The organism is Rhodobacter capsulatus, assembly GCF_005144475.1.
Lineage (GTDB): Bacteria > Pseudomonadota > Alphaproteobacteria > Rhodobacterales > Rhodobacteraceae > Rhodobacter > Rhodobacter capsulatus_C.
On the sequence record NZ_SWJZ01000034.1, the window covers coordinates 1 to 13,792 of the forward strand.

At 65.0% G+C, this 13,792-nt stretch carries 12 protein-coding genes; 10 read left to right on the plus strand and 2 right to left on the minus strand.

Features of this window, described 5'->3' with window-relative positions; translation table 11 throughout:
• Positions 1-79 precede the first annotated feature (79 nt).
• Entirely contained in the window at positions 80-814 is a 735-nt protein-coding gene (locus FBT96_RS09570; RefSeq protein ID WP_169583365.1) for a sulfite exporter TauE/SafE family protein, read from the minus strand.
• 223 nt (positions 815-1,037) lie between these two features.
• Here FBT96_RS09570 and mdh point away from each other — a divergent pair, with 223 nt between their 5' ends.
• Positions 1,038-2,000, plus strand: a complete 963-nt coding sequence (gene mdh / locus FBT96_RS09575; protein ID WP_136906074.1) for a malate dehydrogenase — start codon at positions 1,038-1,040, stop codon at positions 1,998-2,000.
• Between the two features lie 43 nt (positions 2,001-2,043).
• Here the strand turns inward: mdh and FBT96_RS09580 are convergent, their stop codons facing one another.
• Positions 2,044-3,087: a glycosyltransferase family 2 protein gene (locus FBT96_RS09580; RefSeq protein WP_136906075.1), complete on the minus strand. Its 1,044-nt coding sequence runs from the start codon at positions 3,085-3,087 to the stop codon at positions 2,044-2,046.
• A gap of 219 nt (positions 3,088-3,306) precedes the next feature.
• Between FBT96_RS09580 and sucC the strand changes: the two genes are divergently transcribed.
• The 9 genes from sucC to lpdA all read left to right on the plus strand — a co-directional run bounded on the left by sucC (position 3,307) and on the right by lpdA (position 13,780).
• Positions 3,307-4,500, plus strand: coding sequence for an ADP-forming succinate--CoA ligase subunit beta (gene sucC, locus FBT96_RS09585; protein WP_136906076.1), 1,194 nt, complete (start codon positions 3,307-3,309; stop codon positions 4,498-4,500).
• Positions 4,501-4,504: 4 nt separating this feature from the next.
• Positions 4,505-5,017, plus strand: a complete 513-nt coding sequence (locus FBT96_RS09590) for a hypothetical protein (protein ID WP_136906077.1) — start codon at positions 4,505-4,507, stop codon at positions 5,015-5,017.
• A 66-nt stretch (positions 5,018-5,083) separates the two neighbouring features.
• Complete coding sequence (gene sucD, locus FBT96_RS09595; protein ID WP_136906079.1) at positions 5,084-5,968, plus strand: succinate--CoA ligase subunit alpha; 885 nt, start codon at positions 5,084-5,086, stop codon at positions 5,966-5,968.
• Positions 5,969-6,084: 116 nt separating this feature from the next.
• The gene (locus tag FBT96_RS09600; RefSeq protein ID WP_136906081.1) at positions 6,085-6,399 is read left to right on the plus strand and encodes a hypothetical protein; all 315 of its coding nucleotides are present in this window, start codon (positions 6,085-6,087) and stop codon (positions 6,397-6,399) included.
• Positions 6,400-6,416: 17 nt separating this feature from the next.
• The gene (locus FBT96_RS09605; RefSeq protein WP_136906082.1) at positions 6,417-6,791 is read left to right on the plus strand and encodes a hypothetical protein; all 375 of its coding nucleotides are present in this window, start codon (positions 6,417-6,419) and stop codon (positions 6,789-6,791) included.
• 266 nt (positions 6,792-7,057) lie between these two features.
• Positions 7,058-10,027, plus strand: a complete 2,970-nt coding sequence (locus FBT96_RS09610; protein ID WP_136906084.1) for a 2-oxoglutarate dehydrogenase E1 component — start codon at positions 7,058-7,060, stop codon at positions 10,025-10,027.
• Position 10,028: 1 nt separating this feature from the next.
• Positions 10,029-11,579 (plus strand): 2-oxoglutarate dehydrogenase complex dihydrolipoyllysine-residue succinyltransferase, encoded by a 1,551-nt coding sequence (odhB, locus tag FBT96_RS09615; RefSeq protein ID WP_136906087.1) that lies wholly within the window; start codon positions 10,029-10,031, stop codon positions 11,577-11,579.
• 64 nt (positions 11,580-11,643) lie between these two features.
• Complete coding sequence (locus tag FBT96_RS09620; protein ID WP_169583354.1) at positions 11,644-12,261, plus strand: hypothetical protein; 618 nt, start codon at positions 11,644-11,646, stop codon at positions 12,259-12,261.
• Between the two features lie 130 nt (positions 12,262-12,391).
• Entirely contained in the window at positions 12,392-13,780 is a 1,389-nt protein-coding gene (gene lpdA, locus FBT96_RS09625; protein ID WP_136906091.1) for a dihydrolipoyl dehydrogenase, read from the plus strand.
• Positions 13,781-13,792 lie beyond the last annotated feature (12 nt).

The following is a 13,792-nucleotide window of genomic DNA, read 5'->3' on the forward strand; positions in this document are numbered from 1 at the left end:
CCGGCGGCGCGGGGGCGACCCGCCGGGGGCTTCGCCCCCGGACCCCCAGGATATTTGCCCCAAGGTGAAAGGGGAGGGCTCAGGGCAGAAGGTCCCAGAGCAGCTTGAGCGAGATCAGCAGCAGCGCCCAGGTGACGAGCTTGTAAAAGGTCTCGTGCGGCAGGATCCGCACCAGTTTCACCCCCAGAAAGACCGAGGCCGCGGCGACCGGGGCCAGTTTCAACGCCGTGCCAAGGCTGGTGACATTGATCTGCCCCAGCGCCGCATAGGGGATCAGCTTGATCGCATTCACCCATGCGAAGAGCAGCGTCGAGGTTCCGGCAAAGACCGTGCGCGGCAGGTTCAGCGGGATCGTATAGGCCTGATAGGGCGGGCCGCCGGAATGGCTGACGAAGCTGGTGAAGCCGGTGATCGCGCCCCAGAAGAGGCCGGGCGCCAGCCGTGCCGCGCGCGCTGCGCCAAGGCGCGGACGCGCGAGCGCATTCAGGGCAAAGACGACGCCGATCAGCCCGACCAGCGCCGTCACCGCGGCTTCGGGCACGACCGAGGCGGTGGCCCAGCCGAAGCCCACGCCCAAAGCCGTCGCGGGCACCAGGATCTTCAGCACCCGCGCGTCGAAATCGCGCCTGTAGGCAATCAGCCCGAACAGGTCCGAGACGATATAGACCGGCAGCAAAAGCCCCGCCGCCGCGACCGGGTTCATCACCCCCGCCAGCAGCGGTACGGACAGCGAGGAGATCATCGGCAGGCCGCCCTTGGCCATGCCGACGCTGACCGCGGCCAGCACAGCCAGGACCCAGCCAAACGCATCCAGTTCCATCGCCCCTCCGAGAATCACCTGCGCGCGGCTTGGGCTGTTCCGCATCCCGGGGCCTGCCGCAAGGAAATGTTTAGCGCAAACAGCGGGCCGGGGAAGTATGCAGTCGCATACATCACGCAGGAACCGGCTTTGCTGCCCCGCAGCACCCTTGCCAGCCGGGGGGTAAGACGCTAGTCCTTCGCCACGCTTACACCATTCCCGACCTGTGGAGGAACCCATGGCCCGACCCAAGATCGCCCTTATCGGCGCCGGTCAGATCGGTGGCACGCTTGCCCACCTCGCCGCGATCAAAGAACTGGGGGACGTCGTCCTCTTCGACATCGCCGAGGGCACGCCGCAGGGCAAGGCGCTCGACATCGCCGAATCCGGTCCCTCCGAGGGCTTCGACGGCTGCTTCAAGGGCACCAATGACTATGCCGACATCGCGGGCGCCGATGTCTGCATCGTCACCGCCGGTGTGCCGCGCAAGCCGGGCATGTCGCGCGACGACCTGCTGGGCATCAACCTCAAGGTGATGAAATCGGTCGGCGAAGGCATCGCGAAATACGCGCCGAACGCCTTTGTCATCTGCATCACCAACCCGCTTGATGCGATGGTCTGGGCGCTGCAGCAATTCTCCGGCCTGCCGGCCGAGAAAGTCGTCGGCATGGCCGGCGTGCTCGACTCGGCGCGGTTCCGTCACTTCCTCTCGGTCGAATTCGGCGTCTCGATGCGCGACGTCACCGCCTTCGTGCTGGGCGGCCATGGCGATACGATGGTGCCGCTGGCGCGCTACTCGACCGTTGCGGGCATCCCGCTGCCGGATCTGGTCTCGATGGGCTGGACCACGCAGGACAAGCTTGACGCGATCATCCAGCGCACCCGTGACGGCGGCGCCGAGATCGTCGGCCTCTTGAAAACCGGTTCGGCCTTCTATGCGCCCGCCACCTCGGCGATCGAAATGGCGGAAGCTTACCTCAACGACCAGAAACGCCTGCTGCCCTGCGCGGCCTGGGTCGATGGCGCCTTTGGCCTTGATGGCATGTATGTCGGCGTGCCGACGATCATCGGCGCCGGTGGCATCGAGAAAGTCATCGACATCAAGCTGAACGACGCCGAACAGGCGATGTTCGACAAATCGGTCGATGCGGTCAAAGGTCTGGTCGCCGCCTGCAAGGCGATCGATCCGACGCTGGCGTAATCGGCGCCAAAGTTATGAAAGGGCGGGGATTTCCCCGCCCTTTTCAATTTGCGGCCAATGTTGCCGGGTCAAAGCCCATGCGCCTGCGGATCAGATCGAACAGCCGCCCCTCGCGTGCGATCAGCGCCCGGTCGAAGGCGGCGGCGCTCAGGTCGGGGGGGCGGGGCAGCACCTCGGCCGCCCGTCCGGCGATGCCCGGCGCCCAGCCGCGCAAGAGCTTGCGCGCGATCAGCGCCTGCGCCTGCGCTTCGGAAATCGTCTTCGCGGCGTCGTAAAGCGTCTGCGCCCCGCCATGCTCTTCCGGGCAGAGCGCATGGATCTGTGCCCACCGCGCATCGCCATGCGCGGCCGGGCTGTTGAACGCTTCCGCCAGCCCGTAGCGCAACATTTTCAGCGTGTAATGCAACCGCGTCAGCCCGTCGAAATGCATCAGGCGTAGACCGCCGCCCCGGATCACGTAAAGGTCGCGTCTGGCCGAGGGATAGTGGCTCAATCCGGCGTGAACGCCCAAAAACAGCCCCCGCCCCGAACGCGCGATGGCCTTGCCCACCACATGGCCGCACAGGCCGAGCGTCAGCAGCGCCCGCACCCGGTCGTCATAGACCTGTGCCCCCTCGGTCTCGAAAGCGTCCCAGGGCAGACGGAAGGCCCCGCCGAAAATGTCGGCCATCGGCCGCCCGCGGATCTCCACCCGTTCGGCCACCGGCACCTGCACCCAGTTCGCCGCCTGCGGAACACGGTCGAGCAGCGCCGCGATCGCATCGCCCGAGGGCTGCAGATATTCGTCGCAGTCGCAATGCAGCAGCCAGTCCAGCCGGGTCCGTGCCAGGATCCGGCTGGCATGATATTTCTGCCGCGCATTGATGTTCTCGGGACGGCGGCCAAAGCCCCGAAAGCGCCAGTCATCCTCGCCGTCTTCATGCAGCACCGCCCCGGGAACGCCCGCCAGCAGATCGCGCGCCTCGGGGTTGGGCCGGTCCAGACAGACATGCACCTCGGCCGCGCCAAGCGCCAGATGATGACCGACAAAGGCCGCGACCAGAGGGCCGGGTTCATCCACCATCGACACCACGCCCCAGCTTGCCATGCCAACCCCTGATTTGAAATTTCCTTGCGCAAAGCAAAGCCGATTCCGTTATCGCAATCAAGTTCGCTGCTCTGCGGCAATTTGTGATCACGCATTTGCGGGGCGTGATCACAAAGCCGACTTTTCTGCCCCGGCGCCTGCGAAACGCGCAGTTTTGGGTTTGTGCCCGGGGCGGAATATGCCAAACCACGCCAAACACATCAGCATGGGATCAATGCCATGAATATCCACGAATACCAGGCCAAGCAGTTGCTCAAGAGCTACGGCTGCCCGGTCTCGAACGGCCGCATCGTGCTCAAGGCGGACGAGGTCAAGGCAGCTGCGGGCGAGCTTGACGGCCCGCTTTGGGTGGTCAAGGCGCAGATCCATGCCGGGGGCCGCGGCAAGGGTCATTTCAAGGAAGCCGAAGCCGGTGAAAAGGGCGGCGTGCGTCTGGCCCGCTCGGTGGCCGAGGCCGAAACGCTGGCCCGCCAGATGCTGGGCCGCACCCTTGTCACGCACCAGACCGGCCCGGCCGGGAAACAGGTGAACCGCATCTATATCGAGGAAGGCTCGGACATCTCGCGCGAGCTTTACCTTGCGCTGCTGATCGACCGCAAATCCTCGCGCGTGAGCTTTGTCTGCTCGACCGAGGGCGGCATGGACATCGAGGAAGTGGCCGCCCACACGCCCGAAAAGATCCTGTCCTTCTCGGTCGATCCGGCGACGGGGCTGAGCGATTTCCACGGCCGCCGCATCGCCTTTGCGCTGGGGCTGGAAGGCAATCAGGTCAAGCAATGCGTGTCGCTGATCAAGAAGCTCTACAAGGCCTTCCTCGAGAAGGACATGGAGATGCTGGAGATCAACCCGCTGATCGTCACCACCGACGGCCAGCTCAAGGTGCTCGATGCGAAGCTCGGCTTTGACAACAACGCGCTCTATCGCCAGCCCGATGTGATGGACCTGCGCGACGTGACCGAGGAAGACCCGAAGGAGCTGGAAGCTTCGCGGTTCGACCTGAACTACATCGCGCTCGATGGCGAGATCGGCTGCATGGTGAACGGCGCGGGCCTCGCGATGGCGACGATGGACATCATCAAGCTGTACGGCGCCGAACCGGCCAACTTCCTTGATGTCGGCGGCGGCGCCACCAAGGAAAAGGTGACCGAGGCCTTCAAGATCATCACCTCGGATCCGAAGGTGAAGGGCATTCTGGTCAACATCTTCGGCGGCATCATGCGCTGCGACATCATCGCGGAAGGCGTGCTGGCGGCGGTGAAGGAAGTCGGCCTGAAGGTGCCGCTGGTCGTGCGTCTTGAGGGCACGAACGTCGAACTGGGCAAGGACATCATCGCGAAATCGGGTCTGAACGTGATCGCGGCCGATGATCTGGCCGACGGCGCGAAGAAGATCGTGGCCGCGGTGAAGGGCTGAACCGATGCGCGGTCTGATCGCCCTTGCGCTCGCCTCTGCTCTGGCTCTGCCTGCCGTCGCGCAGGTTCCGGTGGCGCTGCCCGATGCGGTGGCGCTGCTGAAAGGGACGACGCTGGAAGAGCGGATCGACGGGGCGATCCTGGCCTGTCTGCAGGGGGTCGATGCCCCGGCGCAGGCCGAGACCGCGTTTCAGGCCGCCGACTGGGTCCGGGCCGACGAATTCGAGGGCACGCAAAGCTACGAAGGGGACGGCGTCTCGGCGATGTTCTGGGACGCGCCGGACCCGGGCTTTTGCATGCTCGAAAGCGACGGCATCGGCACCCGGGCCCTGCAGGACCGGCTTTCGGCCCTGCTTGGCAAGCTGCACTGGCCTCAGGTCGGCGCGGTCGAAATCGAGGGCTGCCCCGGTCTCGATCTGGGCAACGGCCTGAGTGCGGCGCCGACCTCTGCCGGGCAGGACCCGACCTGCAGCGCCGACGACGCGGCCGCGTTGCGCTTTCAGCGCGCACAGAAATGATCTTCGGGCCGGTCCCCCGGCCCGACCCGCAAACACAGGTGGCACGGCCACTCTACGGAGAGAAACATGGCGGTTCTCGTCAACGAAAATACCAAAGTCATCTGTCAGGGCTTCACCGGCTCGCAGGGCACCTTCCACTCGGAACAGGCGATCGCCTACGGCACGAAAATGGTCGGCGGCGTGACCCCGGGCAAGGGCGGCAGCGAACACCTTGGCCTGCCGGTCTTCAACTCGGTCCACGAGGCCAAGCACGTCACCGGCGCCCATGCGACGGCGATCTACGTGCCGCCGCCCTATGCCGCCGACAGCATCCTTGAAGCGATCGACGCCGAGATGGAGCTGATCGTCTGCATCACCGAAGGCATCCCGGTGCTCGACATGATGCGGGTGAAACGCGCGCTGATCGACAGCAAGTCGCGCCTGATCGGGCCGAACTGCCCCGGCGTGATGACGCCCGACGCCTGCAAGATCGGCATCATGCCGGGCTCGATCTTCAAGCGCGGCTCGGTCGGTGTCGTGTCGCGTTCGGGCACGCTGACCTATGAGGCGGTGAAACAGACGACCGATGTCGGTCTGGGCCAATCCTCGGCCGTCGGCATCGGCGGCGACCCGATCAAGGGCACCGAGCATATCGACGTGCTGGAGATGTTCCTCGCCGATCCGGAAACCACCTCGATCATCATGATCGGCGAAATCGGCGGCTCGGCCGAGGAAGAAGCCGCCGAATTCCTGATGGCGGAAAAGAAAAAGGGCCGCTGGAAGCCGACCGCGGGCTTCATCGCCGGTCGCACCGCCCCCCCCGGGCGTCGCATGGGCCATGCGGGCGCCATCGTCTCGGGTGGCAAGGGCGATGCGGAAAGCAAGATCGAAGCGATGAAACGCGCCGGGATCGTGGTGGCGGACAGCCCCGCGCATCTGGGCGAAGCCGTGCTGAAAGCGATCAAGGGCTAAGCGCCCTTCGGGGCCGCGGCAGAGGAGGCCGCGGTCCCATCTTCTGTTCCGGGGGTGTCGGGCCCCAAGGCGTGACGAGTGCAACGAGCGGCCGCAGGCCAAAACGGGAGGGTCGAATGAAGCTTTCACTGACGACGGGGGGGATCACCCTCGCGCTGGCCCTTTCAGGCTGCACCGATCCGACGCCGAGCGATCCGCAGGCGTCGGGCCCGATCACCACCTATCCGATCGTGACGACGCAAAAGGTCCCCGCGGGCATGACGCCGACCGGCGCGACCGGCTATGCGCTGGCCAATTCCGCGCGCACGAACGGCACCATCATCACGGGCACCGCCGCCCCCTGCGGGCCCGAAAACGCGGGCGGCAATTACGACATCGCCTGCGCCGAAGCCGCCGGATTGCCCGGCACCGCAAGCCCCTACCGCCGCTGACCTGCCCGAGGCAAAGAATGCACCGTACCGCATCGGCCCTTTTGGCCGCCCTTCTGACCCTGTCCCTCTCCGCCTGCATGGAGACCGGTCCCGCCCTTCCCGCCGTCTCCGACGCCGCGCCCGCGCTGGCGCCGCCGATCCCGGTCGACAACCGCGCCAAGGCCGATTTCGCGCGGATGACCGGCATCAACAGCGATGCCGTCGCCGCGATCTCGGGCGATGCGGCGCGCTCTTACATCTATTTCGATCTGTTCGCCGCCAACAAGGAGGCGGTGGCCGCCGCGCCGGAGCGGCTGTGCCGCCAGTATGGCAAAAGCCTGAAAACCTCGCATGTGACCGATCCCGGCGACCGCGTTCCCGGCATGAAGGCGCTTGTGGTGGAGTGCAAATAGGCTCGCAAGGCCTTGAGATGAAAGGAAAGTCGATGCGTCCCCTCACGCTCGTTCCGATCCTTCCGCGGCCGCCCGCCGCGGCCCGCGCCGGGAAGATGGCCCCGCTGCCCCGGGGGCCTTCGCCGCGTCCGTGCGGTGGCCCGCTGTCGACCGCCTTTCCCGACACCGCCTGATCCGCCCCGGCGCGGCGCGTTCCCCGCGCGCCGGGTCCCCGTATCCCTCCGGCCGTCTGGCCGTCCCGCAGCCGATCTCGCAAGGATCATCCCATGAACGACCACACACCGAACGACCAGTTCCACGCTTCGTCCTTCCTGCAAGGGGCGAACGCGGATTATGTCGAACAGCTTTACGCCCGCTATGCCGCCGATCCGACCTCGGTCGATCCGAACTGGGCCTCTTTCTTCGAAAGCCTGGGCGATACCGAGCTTGACGCCAAGCGCTCGGCGCATGGTCCGAGCTGGGCGCGCGCCGATTGGCCACCGACGCCCACCGACGATCTGACCGCGGCGATGACCGGCGAATGGCCGATGCCCGTCGCGCCCAAGGAAAACAAGGCCGCGGCCGAGAAGATCGCCGCCGCCGTCAAGGCCGCGGGGGTGCAGGTCTCGGACGAGGCCATCAAGCGCGCCGTCCTTGATTCCATCCGCGCGCTGATGATCATCCGCGCCTACCGGATCCGGGGGCACCTGATCGCCGATCTGGATCCGCTTGGCATGCGCTCGGGCGAGTCGCACCCGGAACTTGACCCGCGCTCCTACGGCTTCACCGATGCCGACATGGACCGGATGATCTTCATCGACAACGTTCTGGGCCTGCAGGTCGCCTCGATGCGGCAGATCCTCGACGTGCTCAAGCGCACCTATTGCGGCACCTTCGCGCTGCAATACATGCATATCTCGAACCCCGAGGAAGCCGCCTGGCTGAAGGAACGGATCGAGGGCTACGGCAAGGAAATCCAGTTCACCCGCGAAGGCCGCCGCGCCATCCTGAACAAGCTGGTCGAGGCCGAGGGCTTCGAGAAATTCCTGCATGTGAAATACACCGGCACCAAGCGCTTCGGTCTGGACGGCGGCGAGGCGCTGATCCCGGCGATGGAACAGATCATCAAGCGCGGCGGCGCGCTTGGGCTCAAGGAAATCGTCTTCGGCATGCCGCACCGCGGCCGGTTGAACATCCTGGCCACGGTGATGGCGAAACCCTACCGGGCGATCTTTCACGAATTTCAGGGCGGCTCCTACAAGCCCGAAGACGTGGACGGCTCGGGCGACGTGAAATACCACCTTGGCGCGTCGTCGGACCGCTCGTTTGACGGCCATACCGTGCACCTGTCGCTGACCGCGAACCCGAGCCACCTTGAAGCGGTGAACCCGGTCGTTCTGGGCAAGGTCCGCGCCAAGCAGGATCAGGCGCATGACGAGGACCGGACCCAGGTTCTGTCGGTGCTGCTGCACGGCGACGCGGCCTTTGCGGGGCAGGGGATCGTGGCGGAATGTCTGCAGCTTTCCGGCATCAAGGGGCACCGCACCGGCGGCTGCATCCATATCGTCGTGAACAACCAGATCGGCTTCACCACGGCGCCGCATTTCAGCCGCACCTCGCCCTATCCGACCGATATCGCGCTGATGGTGGAAGCGCCGATCTTCCACGTCAACGGTGACGACCCGGAAGCCGTCGTGCATGCCGCCAAGGTGGCGACGGAATTCCGGCAGAAATTCCACAAGGACGTGGTCATCGACATCTTCTGCTATCGCCGCTTCGGTCACAACGAAGGCGACGAGCCGATGTTCACCAACCCGGCGATGTACAAGAACATCAAGGGCCACAAGACCACGCTGCAGCTTTACACCGAACGTCTGGTGGCCGACGGCCTGATCCCCGAGGGCGAAATCGAGGACATGAAAGCGGCGTTTCAGGCGAAGCTGAACGAGGAATACGAGGCGGGCAAGCAGTTCCGCCCGAACAAGGCCGACTGGCTCGACGGCCGCTGGAAGCACCTTGACCGGCAAAGCTCGGATTACGACGCGGGCGTCACGCCGATCTCGCCCGAGCTGATGGCCGAGGTGGGCAAGGCGCTGACCTCCTATCCCGAGGATTTCGACATCCATAAGACCGTCGCCCGCCAGCTCGAGGCGAAAAAGGCGATGTTCGAAAAGGGCCAGGGGTTTGATTGGGCCACGGCCGAGGCGATGGCTTTCGGCTCGCTTCTGGCCGAGGGCTTCCCGGTGCGTCTGGCCGGTCAGGACTGCACGCGCGGCACCTTCAGCCAGCGTCATTCCGGGCTGATCGATCAGGCGACCGAGGAACGCTATTATCCGCTCAACCACATCAAGCCCGGTCAGGCGAAATACGAGGTCATCGACTCGATGCTCTCGGAATATGCCGTGCTTGGCTTCGAATACGGCTATTCGCTGGCGGAACCGAACGCGCTGACCCTGTGGGAGGCGCAGTTCGGCGATTTCGCCAACGGCGCGCAGATCATGTTCGACCAGTTCGTGAACTCGGGCGAGCGGAAATGGCTGCGGATGTCGGGGCTGGTCTGCCTCTTGCCGCATGGCTTCGAAGGGCAGGGGCCCGAGCACTCCTCGGCCCGGCTCGAACGCTTCCTGCAACTGTCGGCCGAGGACAACTGGATCGTCGCGAACTGCTCGACGCCGGCGAACTACTTCCACATCCTGCGCCGTCAGATCCACCGCAACTTCCGCAAGCCCTTGATCCTGATGACGCCGAAATCGCTGCTGCGCCATCCGCTCTGCGTGTCCAAGGCGGAGGAATTCACCACCGGCTCGTTCTTCCGCCGCGTGATGTGGGACGATGCCGATGCGCAGCATCACGGCAATTCGGAGATGACGACGAAGCCCGATGCCGAGATCAGCCGTGTCGTGATGTGCACCGGCAAGGTCTATTACGATCTGCTGGCCGAACGCGACAAGCGGGGCCTGGAAGACGTCTACATCCTGCGCATCGAGCAGCTTTACCCCTTCCCGGCGCATTCGCTGGTGACGGAACTGGGCCGCTTCAAGGAGGCGCAGATCATCTGGTGTCAGGAAGAGCCGAAGAACCAGGGCGCCTGGAGCTTCATCGAGCCGAACCTGGAATGGGTGCTCTCGAAGATCGGGGCGAAGCATGGCCGGGCGCGGTATGCGGGCCGTGCCGCCTCGGCCTCGCCCGCCACGGGTCTGGCAAGCCGCCACAAGGCCGAGCAGGACGCGCTCGTCCAAGACGCGCTGGAGGGCTGAGATGACCGAGATCCGCGTTCCCGGGCTTGGGGAAAGCGTCTCGGAAGCCACTGTCGCCACCTGGTTCGTGAAACCGGGCGAGATGGTCGTGGCCGATGCGATGCTCTGCGAGCTTGAAACAGACAAGGTGACGGTCGAAGTCCGCGCCCCCTCGGCGGGGGTGCTGAGCGAGATCGTCGCCAAGGAAGGCGAGACGGTGGCGGTGAACGCCCTGCTGGCCGTGCTTTTGTCCGCGGGCGCGATGCCGCCCGCGCAACCCAAATCCGAAGGCCCGGCTGCCCCTCAAAAAGCCGCGCCGACTGTTCAAGAGGTCAAGATGACGGATGTCATGGTCCCCGCGCTGGGCGAAAGCGTTGCCGAAGCCACTGTCTCCACCTGGTTCAAGAAGCCGGGCGATGCCGTCGCGCAGGACGAGATCCTGTGCGAGCTGGAAACCGACAAGGTCTCGGTCGAGGTTCCGGCGCCGGTCGCGGGCGTGCTGAGCGAGATCCTCGCGCCCGAGGGCGTCTCGGTCGCCGCGGGCGGGCGTCTGGCGATCCTCGCCGCGGGCTCTGCCACGGCTCCGGCCCCGGCCGCTGCGGCGGCTGCCGCGCCCGCCCCCGCCGCCGCGCCCGCGAAGGATGTGGAACATGCGCCCGCGGCGAAAAAGGCGATGGCCGAAGCGGGGCTCAGCCCCGATCAGGTCACCGGCACCGGCCGCGATGGCCGGATCATGAAGGAAGACGTGGCCGCGGCTTCTGCCGCCGCCGCGGCCCCGGCCCCTGTTGCGCCCGCGCCGGTCGCGACGGCGCAGGTCTCGATCGCGCCGCCGCCCGCCACCGTGCCGCGCGCCCCGGTCCCGGCCGAAGATGCGATGCGCGAGGAACGGGTGAAGATGACCCGCCTGCGCGCCACGATCGCGCGCCGTTTGAAAGACGCGCAGAACACCGCCGCGATGCTGACCACCTACAACGAGGTGGACATGTCGGGCGTGATGGACCTGCGCAATGTCTACAAGGACCAGTTCGAGAAGAAACACGGGGTGAAGCTGGGCTTCATGGGCTTCTTCGTGAAGGCCTGCTGCCATGCGCTGAAGGAAATCCCCGAGGTCAACGCCGAGATCGACGGCGGCGACATCATCTACAAGAACTACGTCCACATGGGCGTGGCCGTGGGCACGCCCTCGGGCCTTGTGGTGCCGGTGCTGCGCGACGCCGATCAGAAGGGCTTCGCCCATATCGAGCGCGAGATCGCCGAGCTTGGCAAGCGCGGCCGGGATGGCAAGCTGACGATGCAGGAAATGCAGGGCGGCAGCTTCACCATCTCGAACGGCGGGGTTTACGGCTCGCTGATGTCCTCGCCCATTCTGAACCCGCCGCAATCGGGCATCCTTGGCATGCACAAGATCCAGGACCGTCCGGTCGTCGTGAACGGCCAGATCGTGATCCGCCCGATGATGTATCTGGCGCTCTCCTACGATCACCGCATCGTCGACGGCAAGGGCGCGGTGACCTTCCTTGTCCGCGTGAAAGAGGCGCTGGAAGATCCGCGCCGCCTGCTGATGGATCTGTAAGACGATGGCTCTGCTTTTCTCAGACGACTATGGGACTTTTCCAACGGAGCCTACGCTCCGTTGGTTGAAGCTCCATGATTTGGTAGAGAAGCGCCTCTCTTCGAACCAGGATTACATGAACGGAGTCAGTCTTTCAGACATGAGAGACTACTGCGCAACTCTCTCCGCGGCAGCGGAAGAACTTGGGGTTGGCAAACTTGAACCTCTCTCACAGTCCAATCCCCAAGAAGACTATGAGCGGTTTCGATCTGACGTAATCGCTCTAGCTACGCGGTTAAATCTTCGCGCTTCTGGGGCTGACATCTCTCGATCGGTAGCGCTGTCTCGTAGCGCGAAGACGAAGATATATCTTCAGATTGAGAAACTTCGAAAACTGATTGAGGAGGCAAATCTCCCTCCCGAACAGACTGAGAAACTGAACCACAAACTGGATGAGCTAAGGTCTCTCGTTCAAGCCAATCGCACCGAATTTGGCAGCGTAATGAAAATACTCGCCATCATCGGTGCCAGCTTGGTCGGCACCACTTCGTTCTTAGCAGATGCACCGGCAGCAATGGCTACCATCACGGCATTGATTGGCGAAGAAAAGGAAGCGGAAGAAGAGGAAATGCTTCAACTCGCGGCAGAGCAGAAGCCCCTGCAACTTCCAAAGCCAGAAGCGGACGACGACATCCCATTTTGATCGTTCAGACCAGACATCGCGAGGGGCGGAAACCCGCCCCCTTCACGCAAACCGCCCCCCTTTATCTTGCTGAAAATATCCCGGGGGGCCCGGGGGGCAGCGCCCCCCGCCATTCGTCAGGGGAATGACCATGGCAGAATTCGACGTCATCATCATCGGCGGCGGCCCGGGCGGCTATGTCTGCGCCATCCGCTGCGCGCAACTGGGCCTGAAGACCGCCTGCGTCGAGGGACGCGGGGCCTTGGGCGGCACCTGCCTCAACGTGGGCTGCATCCCCTCGAAGGCGCTGCTTCACGCCACGCATGAGCTGCACGAGGTGCACGAGAACTTCGAGAAAATGGGCCTGATGGGCGCCAAGGTGAAGGTCGACTGGGCGAAGATGCAGTCCTACAAGAAGGACGTCATCGACGGCAACACCAAGGGCATCGAGTTCCTGTTCAAGAAGAACAAGGTCACGTACCTGCAGGGCTGGGGCTCGATCCCGGCGCCGGGTCAGGTGAAGGTCGGCGAGGAAATCCACACCGCGAAGAACATCGTCATCGCCACGGGCTCGGAATCGGCGGGCCTGCCCGGCATCGAGATCGACGAGGCGACCGTCGTCACCTCGACCGGGGCGCTGTCGCTGGCCAAGGTGCCGAAATCGATGGTGGTGATCGGCGCGGGCGTGATCGGGCTCGAACTTGGCTCGGTCTATGCGCGTCTGGGCGCCGAGGTGACGGTGGTCGAATATCTCGACGCGATCACGCCCGGCATGGATGCCGAGGTGGCCAAGGGGCTGCAGCGCATCCTGACCCGTCAGGGGCTGAAATTCGTTCTGGGCGCCGCGGTGCAGGGCGTCGACAAGGCGAAGGGCAAGAACACCGTGCGCTATACCCTGCGCAAGGACGACAGCGCCCATGCGATCGAGGCCGAGGTGGTGCTGGTGGCGACCGGCCGCAAGCCCTTCACCAAGGGGCTGGGGCTTGAGGCGCTCGGCGTCGAGATGCTGCCGCGCGGGCAGGTGAAAACTGACAACCATTGGGCGACGAGCGTGCCCGGCCTTTATGCGATCGGCGATGCGATCGTGGGTCCGATGCTGGCCCACAAGGCCGAGGACGAGGGCATGGCCGTGGCCGAGGTGATCGCGGGCAAGCATGGCCATGTGAATTACGATGTCATCCCCGGCGTGATCTACACCACGCCCGAGGTGGCGGCGGTCGGCAAGACCGAGGATGCGCTGAAACAGGAAGGCCGGGCCTACAAGGTCGGCAAGTTCTCGTTCATGGGCAACGGCCGGGCGAAAGCCGTGTTCCAGGCCGAGGGCTTCGTGAAGATCCTGGCCGATGCGGCGACGGACCGGATTCTGGGCGCGCATATCATCGGGCCCTCGGCGGGCGACATGATCCACGAGATCTGCGTCGCGATGGAATTCGGCGCCTCGGCGCAGGATCTGGCGCTGACCTGCCACGCCCATCCGACCTATTCGGAAGCCGTGCGCGAGGCCGCGCTGGCCTGTGGCGACGGCGCGATCCACGCCTGAGACCGACCGGCC

Coding starts and splice junctions, on each gene's coding strand:
- FBT96_RS09580 (WP_136906075.1), bottom strand. CDS start 3,087: ATGGCAAGCTGGGGCGTGGTGTCGATGGTGGATGAACCCGGCCCTCTG.
- odhB (WP_136906087.1), top strand. CDS start 10,029: ATGACCGAGATCCGCGTTCCCGGGCTTGGGGAAAGCGTCTCGGAAGCC.
- FBT96_RS09600 (WP_136906081.1), top strand. CDS start 6,085: ATGAAGCTTTCACTGACGACGGGGGGGATCACCCTCGCGCTGGCCCTT.
- sucD (WP_136906079.1), top strand. CDS start 5,084: ATGGCGGTTCTCGTCAACGAAAATACCAAAGTCATCTGTCAGGGCTTC.
- mdh (WP_136906074.1), top strand. CDS start 1,038: ATGGCCCGACCCAAGATCGCCCTTATCGGCGCCGGTCAGATCGGTGGC.
- FBT96_RS09590 (WP_136906077.1), top strand. CDS start 4,505: ATGCGCGGTCTGATCGCCCTTGCGCTCGCCTCTGCTCTGGCTCTGCCT.
- FBT96_RS09605 (WP_136906082.1), top strand. CDS start 6,417: ATGCACCGTACCGCATCGGCCCTTTTGGCCGCCCTTCTGACCCTGTCC.
- sucC (WP_136906076.1), top strand. CDS start 3,307: ATGAATATCCACGAATACCAGGCCAAGCAGTTGCTCAAGAGCTACGGC.
- lpdA (WP_136906091.1), top strand. CDS start 12,392: ATGGCAGAATTCGACGTCATCATCATCGGCGGCGGCCCGGGCGGCTAT.
- FBT96_RS09610 (WP_136906084.1), top strand. CDS start 7,058: ATGAACGACCACACACCGAACGACCAGTTCCACGCTTCGTCCTTCCTG.